Source organism: Bradyrhizobium sp. Kon56, assembly GCF_055807635.1.
In genome coordinates this window covers 43,331-61,525 of the sequence record NZ_JBVVOU010000025.1, presented here as the reverse complement: position 1 = coordinate 61,525, position 18,195 = coordinate 43,331, and the positions used below count along the sequence as shown (strand labels likewise).

The window sequence follows — 18,195 nt, the reverse complement described above, 5'->3', positions numbered from 1 at the left end:
GTTTCGAATCAGAACGGGGACCGCGATCGCGGTCCCCGTTCAAGCCTGGTGCGCGAAGCTTACCAATGGCGGCGGTGCCATCGCCGGCGATGCCAGCCCCAGTGACGGCGGCGCCAACCCCAATGGCGATGGCGGCCGTGCCAGTGCACCTGCTCCGGCTTCAACTGCGCGGCTTCTTCGCTGCTGGTGACTGCGGGATGAGCGTCGGGATTGCCTTGCGGCATGCGGGGGTCACCGAGCGGCTGCGGCGCCAGCGGCGCAGCCTTTGCGGCGGTCGTGAACGCGGCAGCTCCGGCCGCGACACCGATTGCAAATTTTAAAAAGTTCCGGCGCTCCATGACTTCTTTCCTCTTGGATGGTCGTGCCAGTGATGCAGAGGCGAGTGTCGTGGTGACGACATGAACCGAAGCTGAATCGCGCGTTCAGCTTCGCTGCGACTCCGACGGTGACAGCCCGCCGCCGGGCGCTACTTGCCAAACTCCTGCGCCAGCACCAGCAACTCGCGCGTGCGCGTCACGTCGGGCCAATCGCGGTTGAAATCGGCCACCAGTTGCGTCAGCGCTTCGCCCTTCAGCATGGCGTGCAGCGCAGCCTCGCTCGCGAACTGATACATCGCCTGATGCAGTGAGGGATCGTCGAGGCTCCAGAACCGCCAGGCCTTGCTCACGCCGAAGGCCTTCATCGCGTCGGGCAGATGTTCGGTCTCGTACCACCTGTCGAAGGCGGCGCGCTTGCCGGCATCGGCGACGACGGCGCGGACGACGAAGAAGGCTGACGGCATCGGATTTTCCTCCTGTTGTTTGGGGTGAGACTAGCCGATGACGTCGGCGACGACAAAAAAGGACGGCACCGGTGTCGGAACGCGCATCTCTCACCCGTCCTATGCCTGAACAGCAGACGGAGACACCACATGCCCGACCTCACGCTCACCACCTTCGACTGGGTTCCCCCGCCCCCGCGCGGTTTCGTGCGCGACCTTCGGGTGCGCTGGGCGCTCGAAGAGGCCGCATTGCCCTATCGCGTCGCGAGCGCGCCGTTCGACGGGCGCGGCGCCGAGCATCTTGCGCACCAGCCGTTCGGGCAGGTGCCGTGGCTGACCGACGGCGATCTCTCGATATTCGAGAGCGGCGCGATCCTGCTGCATCTCGGCGGCCTCAGCGCGAAGCTGATTCCATCAGATCCGCGCGGCCGCAACCAAGCCACGGAATGGCTGTTCGCCGCGCTCAATTCGGTGGAGATGGCGAGCCTGCCCTGGACGATGTCGAAGTTCATGGGTCATCCGAGCGATACGGCCGCGTGGAAATTTGTCGACGACTTCCTAAAACTCCGCCTCAAGCACATGGAGGCGGTGCTGGCCAGCCGCGAATGGCTGGCAGGCAAGTTCTCCGTCGCCGACATCCTGATGTCAGACGTGCTGCGCATCATCGATCAGTTCGATGGGCTCGCGGACAGTCCCGCCTGCCGCGCCTACGTCGCGCGCGCCACCGCCCGCCCGGCCTTCGCCAAGGCCCACGCCGACCAGATGGCGCATTTCGCTGCGGCGGACGCGACCCGCTGACGCGGCGCCCGCGTCAGATGTGACGTGCCTCACATAATGAATCCGGCGATGGCCGTAGGGTCACGGCCATCAAATCATCCCTGCGGAAGGTGACACATGGCCCGCATCGCATATCTCAGAGACCAGCTTGCCCGCGCTGAAAGACTGGCTAAGGCGATCCTCGACCGGCAAACCGCGGAGCAGCTTCAGGCGTTCGCAGCCGAATGCCGCGAGGAGCTGCAGGTGCTGTCGCGCAGGGCTGCGGCGTGACATTGGCCTGCGAGCGCCGCGTCACACCAGCTTCATCGGCGCATCGGCGACCACGCGAAGGTCAATGCGGCTGATCAGTTGAGACCGAAGCGCCTCCGCATCCCCGATCGCGCTCTCCGTCTGCCGCAGCGTGCTGACGTTCGAACCGAGCGAGACGATCCCGCCGAGCACCAGAGCGATCGATCCGAGCGCGGCGGTCTGACCCATCCCAAGCAAACCGAAGATCGTGATCAACAACAGCGCGCCGCCGCCCCCGATCGCGAGCTTGGACGCCAGGATGTACTTGCGGCATCGCTCGGCGATCTCGGCCAAAGCCTCGATCCGCGCTTCGATGTCTGAAATCTCGTCGGTCGGATCGTCTTCGGTCATTGGATTTGGATCGAGGATGCCAACTCAGAAACAGAATCGGTAGCCCGCATGAGCAAAGCGACATGCGGGACTTGGATAGACAAACCCGGATGTCGCTACGCTCATCCGGGCTACAAGTTCGCCCTCACAACGGCAAATTGTCGTGCTTCTTCGCCGGCGTTTCCACCTTCTTGTCCTTCAGCATCGACAGCGCCCGCGCGATCCGCTTGCGGGTCGAGTGCGGCATGATGACGTCGTCGATGTAGCCGCGCTCGGCGGCGATGAAGGGGGAGAGGAAGCGGTCTTCGTATTCCTTGGTACGCGCGGCGATCTTGTCGGGGTCGCCGATGTCGGCGCGGAAGATGATCTCGACCGCGCCCTTGGCACCCATCACCGCGATCTGGGCGGTCGGCCAGGCGTAGTTCATGTCGGCGCCGATCTCCTTGGAGGCCATGACATCGAAGGCGCCGCCATAGGCCTTGCGGGTGATGATGGTGACCAGCGGCACGGTGCACTGCGAGTACGCAAACAGCAGTTTGGCGCCGTGCTTGATCAGGCCGCCATATTCCTGCGCGGTACCCGGCAGGAAGCCCGGCACGTCGACGAAGGTGACGATCGGGATGTTGAAGGCATCGCAGAAACGCACGAAGCGCGCCGCCTTGCGCGAAGCGTCGGAGTCGAGCACGCCGGCCAGCACCATGGGCTGGTTGGCGACGAAGCCCACCGTGCGGCCCGCGATGCGGCCGAAGCCGGTGACGATGTTCTTGGCGAAAGCATCCGCGATCTCGAAGAAGTCGCCCTCGTCCACGACCTTCAGGATCAGCTCCTTCATGTCGTAGGGCTTGTTCGGATTGTCGGGGATCAGAGTGTCGAGCGACATGTCGAGGCGGCCGATGTCGTCGAAGCTCGGCCATTCCGGCACGCCGTCCGTGTTGTTGGACGGCAGGAAGTCGATCAGGCGCCGCATCTGCAACAGCGTTTCGACGTCGTTCTCGAAGGCGCCGTCGGCGATCGAGGAGCGCGTGGCGTGCACCGAGGCGCCGCCGAGCTCTTCGGCCGTGACGACCTCGTTGGTGACGGTCTTCACCACGTCGGGGCCGGTGACGAACATGTAGCTGGTGTTCTTCACCATGAAGATGAAGTCGGTCATCGCAGGCGAATAGACGTCGCCGCCGGCGCAGGGGCCCATGATGACGGAGATCTGCGGGATCACGCCGGAGGCGAGCACGTTGCGGCGGAACACGTAGGAATAGCCGGCGAGTGCTGCGACGCCTTCCTGGATGCGGGCGCCGCCCGCATCATAGAGGCCGATGATGGGCGCACGCGCTTTCATCGCCATGTCCTGAAGCTTTGTAATTTTCAGCGCGTGCGTTTCCGACAGCGAGCCGCCGAACACGGTGAAGTCCTTGGCAAAGACAAAGGTCTTGCGGCCATTGACGGTGCCCCAGCCGGTGACGACGCCGTCGCCGGGCACCTTGTTCTTCTCCATGCCGAATTCGGTGGAGCGGTGCTCGACGAACATGTCGAATTCCTCGAACGATCCCTTGTCGAGCAAGAGCTCGATGCGCTCACGCGCGGTCAGCTTGCCGCGGGCGTGCTGCGCCTCGATGCGCTTCTCCCCACCGCCGAGCTTTGCGCCGGCGCGACGGTCTTCAAGGGCGTCCAGGATGTTCTTCATTTGCTCCCGCCAGTTCTTAGCCTAAATGCGATTGCCGGGGGTTCTAACACGGCATTTTGCGGGCCGGGAAGCGGCTTTCGGCCCCGCAGGGCTGCCTTGCCGCAGCGGGAAAGCGCAAGGAATTACAAAGTTTTGCCTGGGAGACGAGCATGACCGAAGGAACGGCTGAGACCGGCGCGGCGACGGGCGGCGTCAACATCCTGCTGCGGCTGGAAGGCCTGACGCTGTTTGTGGGGATGGTGATGCTCTACTGGACCTGGGACGGCTCTTGGGCAGTCTTTGCCCTGCTCTTCCTTGTCCCCGATCTGAGCTTCCTCGCCTATCTTGCCGACGCCAAACTCGGCGCGATGGTCTACAACGCCGCCCACAGCTACATGGCGCCGGTCGCGCTGCTGACGCTCGGCTTCGGCCTCGCCTCGCCACTCACCCTGTCCATCGCCTTGATCTGGCTCGCCCATATCGGCATCGATCGGGCACTGGGCTACGGCCTGAAATATTCGGCCGGGTTCGGCTTCACCCATCTCGGCCGGATCGGCTGGCAGAAGGATACGTGACGCAGTTGCAAATCTGGTCCCGCCCGGTTGACCGGGCGCGGCGATTCAGGCTTGCGATCAGGCGCCGAATGTTGCGTGAGCTCAGTCGGTACGGCGGCGGTCATCATTTCCGGCTGCAAGCATCACCTCATGCCCGCGACGGTCGTTCCACTGCCGCCGAACCCATCGTCCGAAACCACCGACTTCCTGCGGCGCATGGCCAGCATGGTGTCGGGGCGGAACGGCGAGATGTTGCTGCGCGCGGCCGCGCTGATCGAGTCGCTGACGCAACGGGCGATGTCGGCGGAACGGCTCTATCACCGGGAGCACGAAGAGAACACGCGCAACAGCGACCTGCGCGAGGCCGGTGAGATGGCGTCCGACGCCATGGTCAAGCAAATCGACGCGCTGCGCAGCCAGCTTGCCGAGGTCACCGCGGCCGCGGCGGCCGAGCGCGCGGCATTCGATGCCAAGCGCGGCAGCCTGCTCGGCCTGATGCAGCACGCCGAGAGCCATATCGGCAAGCTCACAAGCGAGCTGGAGACGCTGCACGCCTCGGTCGACAGCTTCAACGAGACCGCCATCTCCGTGCCAATCGAGGTGCTGCGGCTGGCGCGCACCCAGTTCGATGTCCTCTCTGCCGGCTTTGCCCGCAAGGGCGACGTGATCTCGCAGGCGATGAGCGAGATTGGCGGTTTTGCGATCGACCAGGCGCTGACGGTGAAGAAGCCTGACACCGCCTGAGGCGAACCGCCGGCTTGCGTCAATTTGACAGCGCGCGGGCCTGTTGTTCTACTCACTGAAAATCACGGGGAGGATCCGATGCCGACGGCATTCCGCGTCGCCATGGCGCTCTGCATTTCAACGCTGTTCGTCGGCATGGGCGCCAACGCACAATCGCTTCCCCGGGAAGTCGCCACCCGCGCCGAGATCTACCCGATCCCCTCGCTCACCCTCTCCGACCAGCAATTCCTCAGCGGCGACGCCGCGGCCGGCAAGCCGGTGACGGTCGCCGGCGAGCTGCGCGTGGCGCAAGGCAGCGGAAAACTCCCCGTCGTGGTGCTGATGCACGGCTCGAGCGGCGTCGGCGCAACGACCAAAGCCTGGGTGCACGCGTTCAACGCCATGGGCATCTCGACTTTCGTGATCGACGGCTTTACCGGCCGCGGGCTGACGGTGGTGGGGCCGAACCAGGCCCTGCTCGGTCGGCTCAACCTCGTCATCGACATCTACCGCTCGTTGGAGATCCTTGCAAAGCATCCCCGCGTCGATCCGGATCGCATCGTGCTGATGGGCTTTTCACGCGGCGGACAGGCGACGCTTTATGCGAGCCTCGAGCGCTTCCACAAGCTCTGGAACAAGTCCGGCATCCAGTTCGCCGCCTACATTCCCTTCTACCCCGACTGTTCGACGACCTATCAGAACGACACGGACATCGCCGCGCGCCCGATCCGCATCTTCCACGCACGCCCGACGACTACAATCCCGTCAAGAGCTGCAAGGCTTTCATCGAGCGGCTCAAGACGGCCGGCCGCGACGTGGTGCTGACCGAATACCCCGACAGCGCGCATGGTTTTGACAGTGGGCTGCTCGGCGTCAATACGGTTGCCGTGTCCACGGGTGCGCAGACCGTGCGCAACTGCCAGATCCGCGAAGGCGACGGCGGCGTGCTGATGAACGCCGATACGAAAGCGCCGTTCACCTACCAGGACGCTTGCGTCGAGCTCAATCCGCATGTCGGCGGCAATCCAACGACTGCCGCCGAGTCGCGCAAGGCCGTTGAGGAGTTTTTGCAGGCGCTGTTCAAGCTGGGTTAGGCCAGCGCGACATGTTCCGTCATTGCGAGCGCAGCGAAGCAATCCAGAATCTTTCCGCCGAGGCAGTCTGGATTGCTTCGTCGCTTCGCTCCTCGCAATGACGAAGGCTACGGCTCGCCCGGCTTGAACGGCTCCTGCTTGTCCGGCGGCACGGTCTCTTCGGCCATTGCGAGCAACATCGCGACCATCACGTAATTGCCGGCGACCGCGGTGAGGTCGACGATCTGCTGGTCGTTGAAGACCTTCTTCGCGCGCGCGAAGGTTTCGTCGCCGACCTTCTTCGTCGCGGTGAGCTCGGTGACGAAGTCGTAGACGACGGCCTCGTCCTCGGCCATGTTCGCAGGCCGCTTATTGGCCTTCAGCTCCGCGACGATGTCGGGCGACAGGCCCGCTTTCGCCGCGAGCGGCGCATGGGCGTACCACTCCACCTGCGAGCGCCATTGCCGCCCGATGATCAGGATCGCGAACTCGTTGAGTTTTGTCGGGACCGAGGTCTCCCAGCGCAGATAGTGGAATAGGTCGAACAGGCGCTGGCCGAGCACCGGGCTGCGGATCATCGGATTGTAGGGACCGCCGATGCCGACGCTCGAGACCTTCATGATCTGCTCGCCGAGGGGCTTCTGCTTGGCGTCGAGCTGGTCCATGGTGAGCTGAGGAAAGCGCGGCTCCCTGCTGGTGGCGCGACCGGCAAACATCGTGGTGGCGAGCCAGCCGCCTGCGGCGGCAAGCGTGAGCGACGGCAGCCAGAGTGGCGTTGAGTTCATGTTCTCCTCCCGGTTTTTCTTGACCCGGGGGATGCTAGTCGAGCGGCGCCAGCGCGGTATCGCTAGATAGCGCCGATCTCGGCAAGGCAGGCTTGCGTCAGCGGCATGCGCTCTCCGACCAGGCGCGGCTCCTTGCAGTCCATGTTGAGCGCGAACACGGTGTGCGCTTCGCCCTTCTCGGCCCAGCCCACCATCCAGCCAAGCGATGGCTCGCCGCGCTCGGCGCCAAGCAGCCCGGACTTGGCGCGAATGACGCTATCGCCGACCTTGGTCACCGGCAGGATGTCAGCGACGAGATCCTGGCTGCGTTTCGAGATCGGCAGTGCGCGGCGGCGCAGCCGGTCGATGAAATCGACCTGCTCGACCGGATCGATGCGCAAGGCGCCGGTGAGCCAGAACTGATCGATGCCGCCGCCGATGTCGCGATTGCCATAGTCGAACAGATCGACGTACTTTTGCATGCGTTCTTGCCCGATCCGGCGCGCGATCTCCTGATAGACCGGCACCGCGCTGACGAGAATCGCGCTGCGCAGCGTGTGGTCCTTGTTCCAGGCCTCGATCGGACGCTTCACGCCGTCCCAGGGAAATACGTCCTTGTCGGGGTCAGTGACCACGCCGGTTTCGAGCGCAATCAACGAGTTCGGAATCTTGAAGGTCGAAGCCGGCAGCTTCGCCTCGCCCGAACGTTCCTTGTCGCTGGCGACGACCAGATAGTCCTCGACCTTGTAGCCGACGAACGTCCCCGCCGTGCCGAGGTCAGTGAAGCGCTTTGCGAGGCTGTCACGGATTTCATTTCGCGGTGGCGCGACGTGAGCGAATGCACGCGATGGCAGGATCGCGGTTGCGGCGAGAAGGCCGAGAGTGGAACGGCGGGTAAGCACTGGCGATGTCCGTTACGCGATGAAGATGGCCGCGACCATGCAGCCGCTAACGTGGTGAAACGATGACAGCTACCGCCTGCCCGACAGCCGCAGCACGAACACCAGCACCTCGGCGACGGCCTTGTAGAGGTCCGGCGGGATCTCCTCGCCGAGTTCGACCTTGGAGAGCGCACCGGCCAGGATCTCGTTCTCCTCGATCGGGATGTCGTTGGCCTTGGCGATCTCGACGATTTTTTCGCCGATCGTGCCCTTGCCCTTGGCGACGACGACCGGCGCGTTGCTGCCCCTCTCGTAATGCAGCGCAATCGCAAGCTTCGACGGGTCGCTCATGTAGCGCGATCCAGAAAGTGGCCGGCGCGGGCCGGTGCGGGCTGTGGCGGCGTGCCATCGCGGACCAGGATGTCGCCGGGCTTGAGCTCGGCCCTGGTCAGTGCCTGGTTGAGCTCGCCGATTCCGGCGCGAAGCTGCTGTGCGGTCGTCGGCCGCTCCGCCCACATCCGCACGAAGGTCTTGTCACCGTTGAGCGTAATCAAAGCGTGCACGGGGCCGGCCGGCTCGACATTCAGCGTGAAGCGCGCGCGCCAGGCGCGCCTGGCGGGATCGGCGGATTCATTGCCGCCGTCGCGCGAGATCTCGAACTGCGCCATTGCCGTGCCCTGCGGCGTTGCGAATGGAATCTCGAAATTCCACTGCGGCACGCTCGGATCAATCTTGTGACCGCTGGCGTCGGTGCGATCGGGGAGCGAAGCAACCTGGAGCAACGTCTGGCGCGCGAGAGCGGCATCGGTGTCATCGAGCAGGCGATGCACGGTCGCAGCGAGCGGCGTATCCGGTACGAGTGACGGCGAGGCAATGAATTGCGGCGACGGCAGCGCGCCGCGAACCGGTGGTGGCGTCGCGCGCGCGGCGGCTTCGAAAATATGTCCGTCGGGTACGGCCTTGTTCGAGCCCGGCACGTTTCCCGTCATTCGCGGCAGACCTTGCGTGATCTCTTGCAGGAGGGTCGCGGCAAGGCCTGCGGTCATGGCCCGCGGCACCGCGGCCTGCGGAGCACCGCCAGCGATGTCCGACAACACAGAGGCTGCGATATTGACGCTGCGCGGCATTTGCGGTGATTGGGCGATCTCGGGTTCGGTTGCCGGCAATGCGGCCTGCGTCTCCGCGGCAGTGAGCTGCGGTGTCGCCACGGTACCAGCCGGAAGGGCGGCACCTTGCGCCTGTGGCGCAATCGCCTCGAGCGTCGTCAGCGTTTGGCGCAGCACCAGCAATGCCGCCTTCAGGTCTGGCATCGTGCCGGAGGACGGCGTCGCGCCCTCGGCGAGCGAGGCTTCGAGGAATAGGCCGGATTTTTGGAATGCGGATTCAATGTCGCCGCCATCGAGCCCGGTGTTGAGCGGCGTCTGCTGCGCCAGCACGCCCAGCATCGCCTGCTTCAGCCCCGCCGGAAGATCGCTACCGGTGACGACCGCGGCCAGATTGGCGAACAGCGGCGCCTGGCTGCCCTGCTTTGTGACCGCCTCGACCGAAGCTGCGGTAACGGCGACCTGCTCCGATGGCGTCAGCACGTTGCGTCCCGCGCTCGCCGACGGAGCAATCGGCGGGCTGTCAACCAGCGAGGCCGCAGCCGGCGTCAGCGTGACCTGATCGGCGGTCGCCTCGCCTCCCCCGCCCATGACGGCGAGCCGGATGGTGCCGCCGTTCTGCGACACCGCAAGCTGGAGATTCTGGCCTGGTGCCAGCGCCACCTCGGACATCACATCCATCGACAGGTTGGCGATCGCGATCCGCACCAGATTATCGGCGAGCACGCTGACGACTCTTGCGTCGACGATGCTGCCGGCCTGCAGCACAAGATCGGGCGTCACCGCGTCAGCAACAGGGCTGGCGGCACTGACGGGAACGATCGAGCTTATCGGCGTCGGCATGGCGAGGGGCCCGGGGAGCGTAGGCCCTACCCTAAGGCCGCCCTCGTAAACCTCTCGTTAAGGACCTTTGGCCGCCGGCGGGTTCACAGCGGCCAAAACCGTCACGGCGGCCTGAAAGTCCCTGAGGCGGGCGGCGCGGCGGCCGGCCGCTTCCTCGTCCACGCCCCATTTCTCCTCGTTCCAGTCCTCATCGACATAAGCCGCCGCCCAGACCTGGCCGGCATCGCGCACGCCATGGGCCAGCGCCAGCGCCAGCAGGGCCGAGCCGGTCAGGGTGGTGATCACGTGGAGGGCGGCGACCGACCAGGCATCCCCCGGCAGCGCCGCACGCGCGGCCTGGACGGCCGCCTCCGGCTGCGTCACAGGCATGACGCCTTCCGACAGGATGAAATGCGCTCCCAGCGTCTCCGCGGCCCAGAACAACACGGGGTCCCAATGCGCGGCCTCGCGGGCGACGAGCCCCTCGGGATGGCCGGCGCGATAGAACAGCAGATCGGACTGGAGATACTTTGCGAGGTCGTCGCTGACGAGATCGACGCAGTCGACGACGCCCTCGACCACGCTATTGGCGATCCGCGTCAGCGGCATCGTCATGGGATTGATCGTCTCTTTCTGATCCGCCCACTCGGCAGCCACTGCGTCGGCTAGCACGCGCGCAGGGATGATCACCTGGCGGCCGGACGGCGTGCGGATCGCCTTGCCGTCAAGCGTGATGGCAAAGCCGCCCTCAGCCTCAGCGACCCCCACCTCCTTGTAGAAGCGCTTGCGCAGCGGCACGCGCGAGGCCTGGCGGACCAACTCCTGCGGATCAAGCGGGGATCGCCCCGCAGCTTCATCGAACAATTCGCGCATCTGGTTTTCGGCCCTGATCACTCAATGCTAGGCTTGTAAGGTAAGAGCGACGACCGATAAAGCGAGCGGCAGGTATGAGGGAACTTGCGGGCATTGTGGCTCTGGTCGCCGGGTTTTGGCCGGCCGCGGCGCAGGGCGGCTTTCGGACTCCGGAATCGGTGGTCCGCAACGTCTACGCTCATTACGGCCAGGGCGCGCCGGAGCTCTCAAAAGGCCTGCCGCAGGATGGCGCCACCGCCCGGCAATTCTTCGCCCCCTCTTTGCGCAAGGTGTGGTCCGCGCCGCGGGTCGAGCCCTACGATTTCCTGGTGCAGAGCCCGAGCTGGAAGCTCGGCCCGGTCGCGATCGCGGTCATTCGCAGGCAATACGACAAGACCTATGTCGCGGCGAATTTCGACAACCGCGGCCGGCCGGTGACTCTGAACTTCATCCTGGTCAGCGGGCCCGAGGGCTGGTTGATCACGGATGTCGAGAGCCCGCACGATAGCCTGCGGACGTTTCTAGATCAGTTTCGGAATTGAGCGGGCTTCATTATTCGGAGCGCAGCGAAGCAACCCGATTGCAAACTCAATTACTCTTCCGGCGCGTTCTCGATCGGATCAAACCGGCTCGCATCGAGCCCGAGCAGGTTCCATGACTGCTGCATGTGCTGCGGCAGCGGCGCGGTCGCATCAATGAAGCCGCCGCGGGGATGCGGGATGACAATGCGGCGCGCCAGCAGGTGCAGCCGGTTTTGCAGGCCGCCCGGCAGTTGCCAGTTCTCGATGTTGAAATATTTGGGATCGCCGACGATGGGGTGGCCGATATGTTCCATGTGGGCGCGCAGCTGGTGGGTGCGCCCCGTCACCGGCTTCAGCGACACCCAGGTCAGCTTGTTGCCGGCGGTCTCGACCACCGCATAGTACGTGACAGCGTGGCTTGCGCCCTCGTCGCCATGCTGGGCGATGCGCATGATGGTGTCGTCCTCGCTCTCCTCCTTGGCAAGGAATGTCGAGATGCGGCCCTGCTTCGGCTTCGGTAGCCCGGGCACCAGCGCCCAATAGGTTTTTCGCGCCGAACGCGACCGGAACGCGCCGGTCAGATGCGAGGCGGCAAAGCGGGTCTTGGCGACCAGGAGACAGCCCGACGTCTCCCTGTCGATGCGGTGCACGAGGCGCGGCTTCTGGCCCTTCGAATCGCGCATCACCTCCAGCATCTGGTCGATGTGTCGGGTCATGCCCGAACCGCCCTGCACGGCAAGTCCGGCCGGCTTGTTCAGCACGAGAACGTCGTCGTCCTCGTAAATCGTCATCTCCTTCAGCGCCGCAAGTGTCTTTTGCGCCGCCTCCGACTGCGGATTGGGTGCCTTCGGCGTGTCGAGCTTCAGCGGCGGAATCCGGACGCTCTGGCCCTCCTCCAGCCGATCCTTGCTGTCGACGCGCTTGCCGTCGACGCGCAGCTCGCCTTTGCGAACGACGCGCTGAATGTGGGAGAACGACAGGCCGGGAAAGTGCGCTTCAAGGAAGCGATCGACGCGCATGTTGTTCTCGTCGGCCGTCACCTTGACGGTCTGCACCTTGGTCGGCAGCAATGCCTCGACGGGCTTTGCCGGTGCAGCCTTTTCTGGTTCAGCTTTGGGCGCGCGCCGCTCGACGCGCTCGCTCGCAAAGCGCGGCGCCTTCGCGCCCGGCTTGCCGCCCGGCCGCAGCCCAGCAGGCTTCGCGCTGCGCGCCTTGAACGGGCGCGCCTCCTTGCGCTCGTCGCGCGAACGGGGCTTTGGATCGGTTCTTTTGATGCGGCGGCTCATGGTGCCTGCCTAGCTCAAAACCGGCCTCACGTCACGGCGAAATGGCGATTTTGGCTTCAGCCACCCCGCTCCTTGCGCAACTTGGCCCAATAATCCAGCCGCTTCCTGATCTCCCGCTCGAACCCGCGATCGGGCGGGTCGTAGAAGGTCTGGCGGCCCAGGGCTTCCGGGAAATAATCCTGGCCGGAGAAGGCGTCGGGCGTGTCGTGGTCGTATTCGTAAGATGCGCCGTAGCCTTCCGACTTCATCAGCTTGGTCGGCGAGTTGAGGATATGTTTCGGCGGCAGCAGCGAGCCGGCCTGCTTTGCGACCTGCATTGCCTTGCCGAAGGCGGTGTAGACGGCGTTCGATTTTGGCGCGGTGGCGAGATAGACCACCGCCTGCGCGATCGCGAGCTCGCCCTCGGGATGACCGAGGAAGTCGAAAGCGTCCTTGGCTGCGTTGGCGATGACGAGCGCCTGCGGATCGGCAAGCCCGATATCCTCGACCGCCATGCGCACGACGCGGCGGGCCAGAAACAGCGGATCCTCGCCGGCATCGAGCATGCGCGCGAGATAATACAGCGCGGCATCGGGATCGGAGCCCCGCACTGACTTATGCAGCGCCGAGATCAAATTGTAATGGCCGTCTGCCGACTTGTCGTAGATCGGCGCGCGGCGCTGCAATATCTCCTGCAATTGCGCGGCGTCGAAAATCTCGTCCTTGCGCGCGGCGCGCCAGACTTCCTCGACGAGCGTCAGCGACGCGCGGCCGTCGCCATCGGCCATGCGCACCAGCACGGCGCGCGCTACCTCGTCGAGCGGCAGCTTGCGGCCCTCGACCTCCTCGGCATGCGCAAACAGCTTTTCGATCGCGGCCGCGTCGAGCGAGCGAAACACCAGCACACGCGCGCGGGACAGAAGCGCCGCGTTGAGCTCGAAGGACGGATTTTCGGTGGTGGCGCCGACCATCACCACCGTGCCGTCTTCCATGACGGGCAGAAAGGAATCCTGCTGGGCGCGGTTGAAGCGATGCACCTCGTCGACGAACAGCAGCGTGCCCTTGCCCATCTCGCGGCGTGCACGCGCGGCCTCAAAGGCCTTCTTCAAATCGGCGACGCCGGAGAACACCGCGGAGATCTGCTCGAAATGCAAATCCGTGGCGTCCGCGAGCAGCCGCGCGACCGTGGTCTTGCCGGTGCCGGGCGGGCCCCAGAACACCAGCGAGCCTAGCGTGCGCGTCTCCAGCATGCGCGTCAGCGCGCCGTCGGGACCCAGGATGTGATCCTGGCCGACGACCTCCGAGAGCGCGCGCGGCCGCAGCCGATCCGGCAGCGGATGCGGAGCCTCGTGATCGAGCCCCGCCGCGGCGAAGAGAGTTGGCGTCCCCTGTGGTCGTTTCGGACTCATCCGCCCAGCGTGACGTTGATCTGCTGGCCGCCGCGCACCAGCGTGATGCGCCAGATCCGCTGGCGCTCGGCCGCCGCTTTTTCGAGGTCGCTGGTCTTGCTGATCTTTTGGTTGTTGACCGCCAGGATAACGTCGCCCTTCTGGAAGCCGACATTGGCCGCCGCGCTGTCGCCCCCGAGATCGGTGACCACGACGCCTTCGGTATCGGCGTCCAGATGCAGCTCGTCGGCGAGCGCGGGGGTGATGGTCGAGACCTTCGCACCTTGGAGAGGCGAGCGCGCGGTGATGACGAGCTCGTTGCGGCCGGTATCGGGCGCGGCGTCCAGCGCCACCGTCAGCTTGACCGGCTTGCCGCCGCGCTGCACGTCGATCTGCGCCGTGCCGCCGAGCGGCCGTGTGGCGAAGCGATAGTCGAAGGCGTTGGGATCATCCACCGTCTGGCCGTCGATCGAGACGATCAGGTCGGAGGATTTCAGCCCGGCCTTGGCCGCCGGTCCGTTCGGAACGACGCTTGCGACCAGCGCACCGGTCGGCGAACGCAGCCCGAGGCTCTCGGCGATCTCCGGCGTCACCGCCTGCAATTTCGCCCCTAACCAGGGCCGCTTCACCGCTTTGCCGCCGCCCTTGGCGGAGGCGACGACGACGCGCACCATGTTGGCGGGGATCGCGAAGCCGATGCCCTGCGAGCCGCCGGAGCGCGAATAGATCGCGGTGTTGATGCCCGCGAGCCTGCCGTTCATGTCGACCAGCGCGCCGCCGGAATTGCCGGGATTGATCGCCGCGTCGGTCTGGATGAAGAACTGGTAGTCGGTGATGCCGACCTGCGTGCGCGCCAAGGCCGAGATGATGCCGTGGGTGACGGTCTGGCCCACGCCGAAGGGATTGCCGATCGCCATCACGACGTCGCCGACCATCAGCTCGTCTGAATTGGTGAATTCGAGTGCCGGAAACTTCTCCTTGGTGTCCTTCAGACGCAGCACCGCGAGATCGCTGCGAGAGTCCTTCAGCACGATCTCGGCCTCGAACTCGCGCTTGTCCGACAGCGACACCTTGACCTGGTCGGCGCCTTCAATGACGTGGACGTTGGTGACGACGAGCCCGGACGCATCGACGATCACGCCCGAACCAAGCGAGCGCTGCACCTGCTCCTGCTGCTGGCCGGGCACGCCGAAGAAGCGGCGGAAGATCGGGTCGTCGAGCAGGGGGTTGCGGTTCTGCACCACCTTGGCAGCATAGACGTTGACGACCGCCGGCTGCACCCGCTGCACGATCGGCGCATAGGACAGCCGCAGTTCGGCGGGCGAGGACGGCACGCGGCGGTCTTGCGCGGCGGCCGGATTGAAGTTGGCCGAAAAGGCTATGCACAGTGCCGTGACGACGGCGGTCCAGGTCGATCGAAACATTCCTACCTCTTGGAAAAGACGCCGGAATATAGGCGCGTTCGCCCCCCAATAGAAGGGCGCCCGGCGGCCTATTCGACCCCCTTTTTGGTGTGTCCAGCCTGCAAGCTCTGCGTGCGAAATGGCAATTTGCCGGGGCTGCCGATTGGCATGATGTGCGTCATCTTGCATGGTGGTGCAACGCGGATTCGGTTGCGGCGAATTTACACCAGTGGGAACCGCACAACCGGACGCGGCGTCGCGGGGTAGTCATCGATCACACCTAGGCTCTCCGCCAGCGACTTTGGGGAAGTTCGTCAAACGATGGAGTCATGACGTGAGCAGGACAAGAATTGCAGCCACGGCGATTGGTCTCGCCGCCGCACTGGCGGCCCCGCATGCCCAGGCCCAATCGGCCAGCAGCAGCGAGCAGGAGATCGCGCTCCTGAAGCAGCAGTTGAAAATGCTGGAGCAGAAGCTCGACAAGCTCCAGAGCCAGACCGCAGCGAATACCGCGGCCACGGCGAAGGCCAGGCTTGAGGCGAAAGCTGAGGCGCGGTCCGAAGCGAAGGCCGTCGTCGCCAACGCCAACGCGGCGATCCCGCTCAAGGGACCGGCGCCTGCCTCCGGCGTTGTCGTGACGATGCCGAACAACCGGCCGACCATCTGCACTGCCGATGGGGTAAACTGCGTCGGGATCACAGGTCGCGTGCATTGGGACGTCGGCGGCTACGACTATCGGCCCAACACGGCCGCAACCGTGCCGCAGAAACTCGATAGCGGCGAGAATGTCCGCCGCGCGCGCATCGGTCTCGCCGGCAAGTTCTTCAACGACTGGAATTTCGCGCTGGTCTACGACTTCGGCGGCTCCTCCGATGGGTTTGGCGGCGCAGCTCCGGGTTCGCTGCCCGGCGGCGGCGTCTCCGGCGTCGAGAACGCCTATCTCAGCTATACCGGCCTGAAACCGTTCGGCGGTAAGATGGCCATCGAAGGCGGCATCATGGACCTGCCCTACACTCTCGATGAAGCCACGAGCTCCAACGACATCATGTTCATGGAGCGCGCCTCGGCCGGCATCGTCGCCACCAGCATCGCCGCGGGCGACTTCCGCTCGGCTGTCGGCACGCGCTGGTACAACGACCAGCTCTGGATCGGCGGCTATGTCACGGGGCCCTCGACCGGCGCGATCCATTCGGCGTCGAGCGCAGCACCGAACGGTGCCTCCGAGCAGTATGGCGCCGTCGCCCGCGTTGCGGGCCAGGCCGTCAGCGGCAAGGATTACTCGCTGCATCTTGGCGGCAATGCCGAATGGCTGATCCAGCCGTCGCGCAACATGGTGACGGGTGCGCAGACGGTGACGCTTAACGATCGTCCGGAACTGCGCATCGATCCGACGGCACTGGCCACGACCGGCGCAATCGCCAATGCCTCCGGCGCGCAGGTCTACAGCGTCGAAGCGGCCGCCACCTATGGGCCATTGATCCTGCAAGGCGAGTATTTCTGGTACAACATCGATCGCAGCGCCAATACCGGCCTGCCGCCGCTGGGTGCGCCGAGCCTCAAATTCCAGGGCGGCTACGCGCAGGCCGGTTACGTGCTGACGGGCGAGGGTCGCAGCTACAATGCGGCGAATGCGGCCTATGGCGGCGTCAAGCCGGCGCACCCGTTCTCGCTCGAGGGCGGCGGCTGGGGCGCGTGGGAAGTCGCGGGACGCTTCTCCACGATCGACCTCAACGATCAGCTCGGGACCGCCACCGGCATCGCGGGCGGCCGGCAGACCGTCTACACCGCGGCGCTGAACTGGTACGTCAACGGCAACGTCCGTTTCATGCTGGACTATCTGCATGGCACGGTATCGAGGCAGGCCTCGCCGGTCTCGACCGCCGATGTCGGCTCGAAGTTCGATGCGGTCGCGATGCGGACGCAGTTCGCGTTCTAGGTCTCGCCTGTCGTCCCGGGGGCGCGCAAAAAACGCGAACCCGGGACCCAGCACCTGCAACACTATCGAAGGAGACAAGCCATGAAGGCCGTCGGCTACAAGAAATCGCTTCCGATCGAGGATCAGGACGCGCTGTTCGATTTCGAGACCGCCAAGCCCGAACCCAAGGGCCGTGATATCCGTGTCGCCGTAAAGGCGATCTCGGCCAACCCGGTCGACTACAAGGTGCGCAAGCGCGCCGCTCCGCCCGAGGGCGAGACGAAGATTCTGGGCTATGACGCGGCCGGCGTGGTCGACGCCGTCGGTCCCGACGTCACGCTGTTCAAGCCGGGCGACGAGGTATTTTACGCCGGCTCGATCCTGCGCCAGGGCACCAATTCAGAATTCCACCTTGTCGACGAGCGCATCGTCGGCAACAAGCCGAAGAGCCTGTCGTTCGCGCAGGCCGCGGCTCTTCCCCTCACCTCCATCACCGCCTGGGAGCTGTTGTTCGATCGGCTTGGTGCGGTGCCCGGCAAGATTGTCGATCCGCGCACGCTCTTGATCACCGGCGGCGCCGGCGGTGTCGGCTCGATCCTGATCCAGCTCGCCCGCCGCCTCACCGGGCTGACGGTGGTCGCGACCGCGACGCGGCCGGAGTCGCAAAAATGGTGCCTCGATCTCGGCGCCCATGCGGTGATCGACCACGGCCAACCGATGAAGGAGCAGATCGAGAAGCTCAAGCTGCCGCCGGTCGCGCTGGTGGCGAGCCTCACCTTCACCGACCAGCACTACAAGAGCATTGCCGACTTCATGGCGCCGCAGGGCAAGTTCGGCCTGATCGACGATCCCCCGGAATTCACTGTGAGCGCGTTCAAGGGCAAGGCAATCTCGGTGCATTGGGAATCGATGTTCACGCGCTCCTCGTTCCAGACCGCCGACATGATCGCGCAGCATCATCTGCTCAACGATGTCGCCGACCTCATCGACAAGGGCGTCTTGCGCACGACGCTCGACCAGACCTTTGGCACAATCAGCGCGACCAATCTCAAGCGCGCGCACGCGCTCTTGGAGAGCGGCAAGTCGCGCGGTAAGATCGTGCTGGAGGGGTGGTAGGCC

General features: G+C 65.2%; 19 protein-coding genes and 1 pseudogene. 8 read left to right on the top strand and 12 right to left on the bottom strand.

All coding sequences use genetic code 11. The features are described from left to right. Positions 1 to 59 precede the first annotated feature (59 nt). Entirely contained in the window at positions 60 to 338 is a 279-nt protein-coding gene (locus AC0L3B_RS29925; protein WP_018456486.1) for a twin-arginine translocation signal domain-containing protein, read from the bottom strand. A gap of 128 nt (positions 339 to 466) precedes the next feature. Beyond that, positions 467 to 781 carry a hypothetical protein gene (locus AC0L3B_RS29920; RefSeq protein WP_085384239.1) on the bottom strand — a complete coding sequence of 105 codons (315 nt, stop codon included), beginning with the start codon at positions 779 to 781 and terminating at the stop codon, positions 467 to 469. Between the two features lie 129 nt (positions 782 to 910). Here AC0L3B_RS29920 and AC0L3B_RS29915 point away from each other — a divergent pair, with 129 nt between their 5' ends. Then, entirely contained in the window at positions 911 to 1,558 is a 648-nt protein-coding gene (locus AC0L3B_RS29915; protein WP_085395584.1) for a glutathione S-transferase family protein, read from the top strand. Between the two features lie 96 nt (positions 1,559 to 1,654). Further along, entirely contained in the window at positions 1,655 to 1,807 is a 153-nt protein-coding gene (locus tag AC0L3B_RS29910) for a hypothetical protein (RefSeq protein ID WP_018456483.1), read from the top strand. Between the two features lie 21 nt (positions 1,808 to 1,828). On the opposite strand, the gene AC0L3B_RS29905 is transcribed toward AC0L3B_RS29910, so the two are convergent. Together AC0L3B_RS29905 and AC0L3B_RS29900 are read right to left on the bottom strand one after the other, a co-directional pair. Next, complete coding sequence (locus tag AC0L3B_RS29905) at positions 1,829 to 2,176, bottom strand: hypothetical protein (RefSeq protein WP_473381506.1); 348 nt, start codon at positions 2,174 to 2,176, stop codon at positions 1,829 to 1,831. Between the two features lie 124 nt (positions 2,177 to 2,300). Further along, a complete protein-coding gene (locus tag AC0L3B_RS29900; protein ID WP_018456481.1) occupies positions 2,301 to 3,833 on the bottom strand; it encodes an acyl-CoA carboxylase subunit beta in 1,533 nt (510 codons plus the stop codon). 149 nt (positions 3,834 to 3,982) lie between these two features. On the opposite strand from AC0L3B_RS29900, the gene AC0L3B_RS29895 reads away from it, so the two are divergent. The 3 genes and pseudogenes from AC0L3B_RS29895 to AC0L3B_RS29885 all read left to right on the top strand — a co-directional run bounded on the left by AC0L3B_RS29895 (position 3,983) and on the right by AC0L3B_RS29885 (position 6,183). After that, entirely contained in the window at positions 3,983 to 4,387 is a 405-nt protein-coding gene (locus AC0L3B_RS29895) for a DUF4260 domain-containing protein (RefSeq protein ID WP_085360828.1), read from the top strand. A 129-nt stretch (positions 4,388 to 4,516) separates the two neighbouring features. Beyond that, on the top strand, positions 4,517 to 5,110 hold the full coding sequence (locus AC0L3B_RS29890) for a hypothetical protein (RefSeq protein ID WP_473381514.1): 594 nt from the start codon (positions 4,517 to 4,519) through the stop codon (positions 5,108 to 5,110). 78 nt (positions 5,111 to 5,188) lie between these two features. Further along, positions 5,189 to 6,183 (top strand): annotated as a pseudogene (locus AC0L3B_RS29885) (dienelactone hydrolase family protein). Positions 6,184 to 6,290: 107 nt separating this feature from the next. On the opposite strand, the gene AC0L3B_RS29880 reads toward AC0L3B_RS29885, so the two are convergent. The 5 genes from AC0L3B_RS29880 to AC0L3B_RS29860 all read right to left on the bottom strand — a co-directional run bounded on the left by AC0L3B_RS29880 (position 6,291) and on the right by AC0L3B_RS29860 (position 10,605). After that, the gene (locus AC0L3B_RS29880) at positions 6,291 to 6,947 is read right to left on the bottom strand and encodes a carboxymuconolactone decarboxylase family protein (RefSeq protein WP_473381505.1); all 657 of its coding nucleotides are present in this window, start codon (positions 6,945 to 6,947) and stop codon (positions 6,291 to 6,293) included. 62 nt (positions 6,948 to 7,009) lie between these two features. After that, positions 7,010 to 7,828: a penicillin-binding transpeptidase domain-containing protein gene (locus tag AC0L3B_RS29875; protein ID WP_085364670.1), complete on the bottom strand. Its 819-nt coding sequence runs from the start codon at positions 7,826 to 7,828 to the stop codon at positions 7,010 to 7,012. Between the two features lie 69 nt (positions 7,829 to 7,897). Continuing rightward, the gene (locus AC0L3B_RS29870) at positions 7,898 to 8,158 is read right to left on the bottom strand and encodes an EscU/YscU/HrcU family type III secretion system export apparatus switch protein (RefSeq protein WP_085351295.1); all 261 of its coding nucleotides are present in this window, start codon (positions 8,156 to 8,158) and stop codon (positions 7,898 to 7,900) included. Next, positions 8,155 to 9,753, bottom strand: coding sequence for a flagellar hook-length control protein FliK (fliK, locus tag AC0L3B_RS29865; RefSeq protein WP_473381504.1), 1,599 nt, complete (start codon positions 9,751 to 9,753; stop codon positions 8,155 to 8,157). The genes AC0L3B_RS29870 and fliK overlap by 4 nt, the downstream gene beginning before the upstream one ends. A 57-nt stretch (positions 9,754 to 9,810) precedes the next feature. Further along, positions 9,811 to 10,605 carry an ATP12 family chaperone protein gene (locus tag AC0L3B_RS29860; protein WP_473381503.1) on the bottom strand — a complete coding sequence of 265 codons (795 nt, stop codon included), beginning with the start codon at positions 10,603 to 10,605 and terminating at the stop codon, positions 9,811 to 9,813. Positions 10,606 to 10,679: 74 nt separating this feature from the next. Between AC0L3B_RS29860 and AC0L3B_RS29855 the strand changes: the two genes are divergently transcribed. Continuing rightward, on the top strand, positions 10,680 to 11,126 hold the full coding sequence (locus AC0L3B_RS29855) for a hypothetical protein (RefSeq protein ID WP_473381502.1): 447 nt from the start codon (positions 10,680 to 10,682) through the stop codon (positions 11,124 to 11,126). A gap of 50 nt (positions 11,127 to 11,176) precedes the next feature. On the opposite strand, the gene AC0L3B_RS29850 is transcribed toward AC0L3B_RS29855, so the two are convergent. Genes AC0L3B_RS29850 through AC0L3B_RS29840 form a run of 3 tightly spaced genes read right to left on the bottom strand, consistent with a single transcriptional unit; the run spans position 11,177 to position 15,182 of the window. Beyond that, entirely contained in the window at positions 11,177 to 12,391 is a 1,215-nt protein-coding gene (locus AC0L3B_RS29850; RefSeq protein ID WP_085351292.1) for an RluA family pseudouridine synthase, read from the bottom strand. A gap of 56 nt (positions 12,392 to 12,447) precedes the next feature. Then, positions 12,448 to 13,779, bottom strand: coding sequence for a replication-associated recombination protein A (locus AC0L3B_RS29845; RefSeq protein WP_473381501.1), 1,332 nt, complete (start codon positions 13,777 to 13,779; stop codon positions 12,448 to 12,450). Then, positions 13,776 to 15,182 carry a DegQ family serine endoprotease gene (locus AC0L3B_RS29840; RefSeq protein WP_162496373.1) on the bottom strand — a complete coding sequence of 469 codons (1,407 nt, stop codon included), beginning with the start codon at positions 15,180 to 15,182 and terminating at the stop codon, positions 13,776 to 13,778. Before AC0L3B_RS29840 ends, AC0L3B_RS29845 begins: the two co-directional genes overlap by 4 nt. 313 nt (positions 15,183 to 15,495) lie before the next feature. On the opposite strand from AC0L3B_RS29840, the gene AC0L3B_RS29835 reads away from it, so the two are divergent. Both AC0L3B_RS29835 and AC0L3B_RS29830 read left to right on the top strand, forming a co-directional pair. Further along, positions 15,496 to 17,097 carry an OprO/OprP family phosphate-selective porin gene (locus AC0L3B_RS29835; RefSeq protein WP_085360811.1) on the top strand — a complete coding sequence of 534 codons (1,602 nt, stop codon included), beginning with the start codon at positions 15,496 to 15,498 and terminating at the stop codon, positions 17,095 to 17,097. Positions 17,098 to 17,178: 81 nt separating this feature from the next. Continuing rightward, positions 17,179 to 18,192 (top strand): zinc-binding alcohol dehydrogenase family protein, encoded by a 1,014-nt coding sequence (locus tag AC0L3B_RS29830; protein ID WP_085360809.1) that lies wholly within the window; start codon positions 17,179 to 17,181, stop codon positions 18,190 to 18,192. Positions 18,193 to 18,195: the final 3 nt, after the last annotated feature.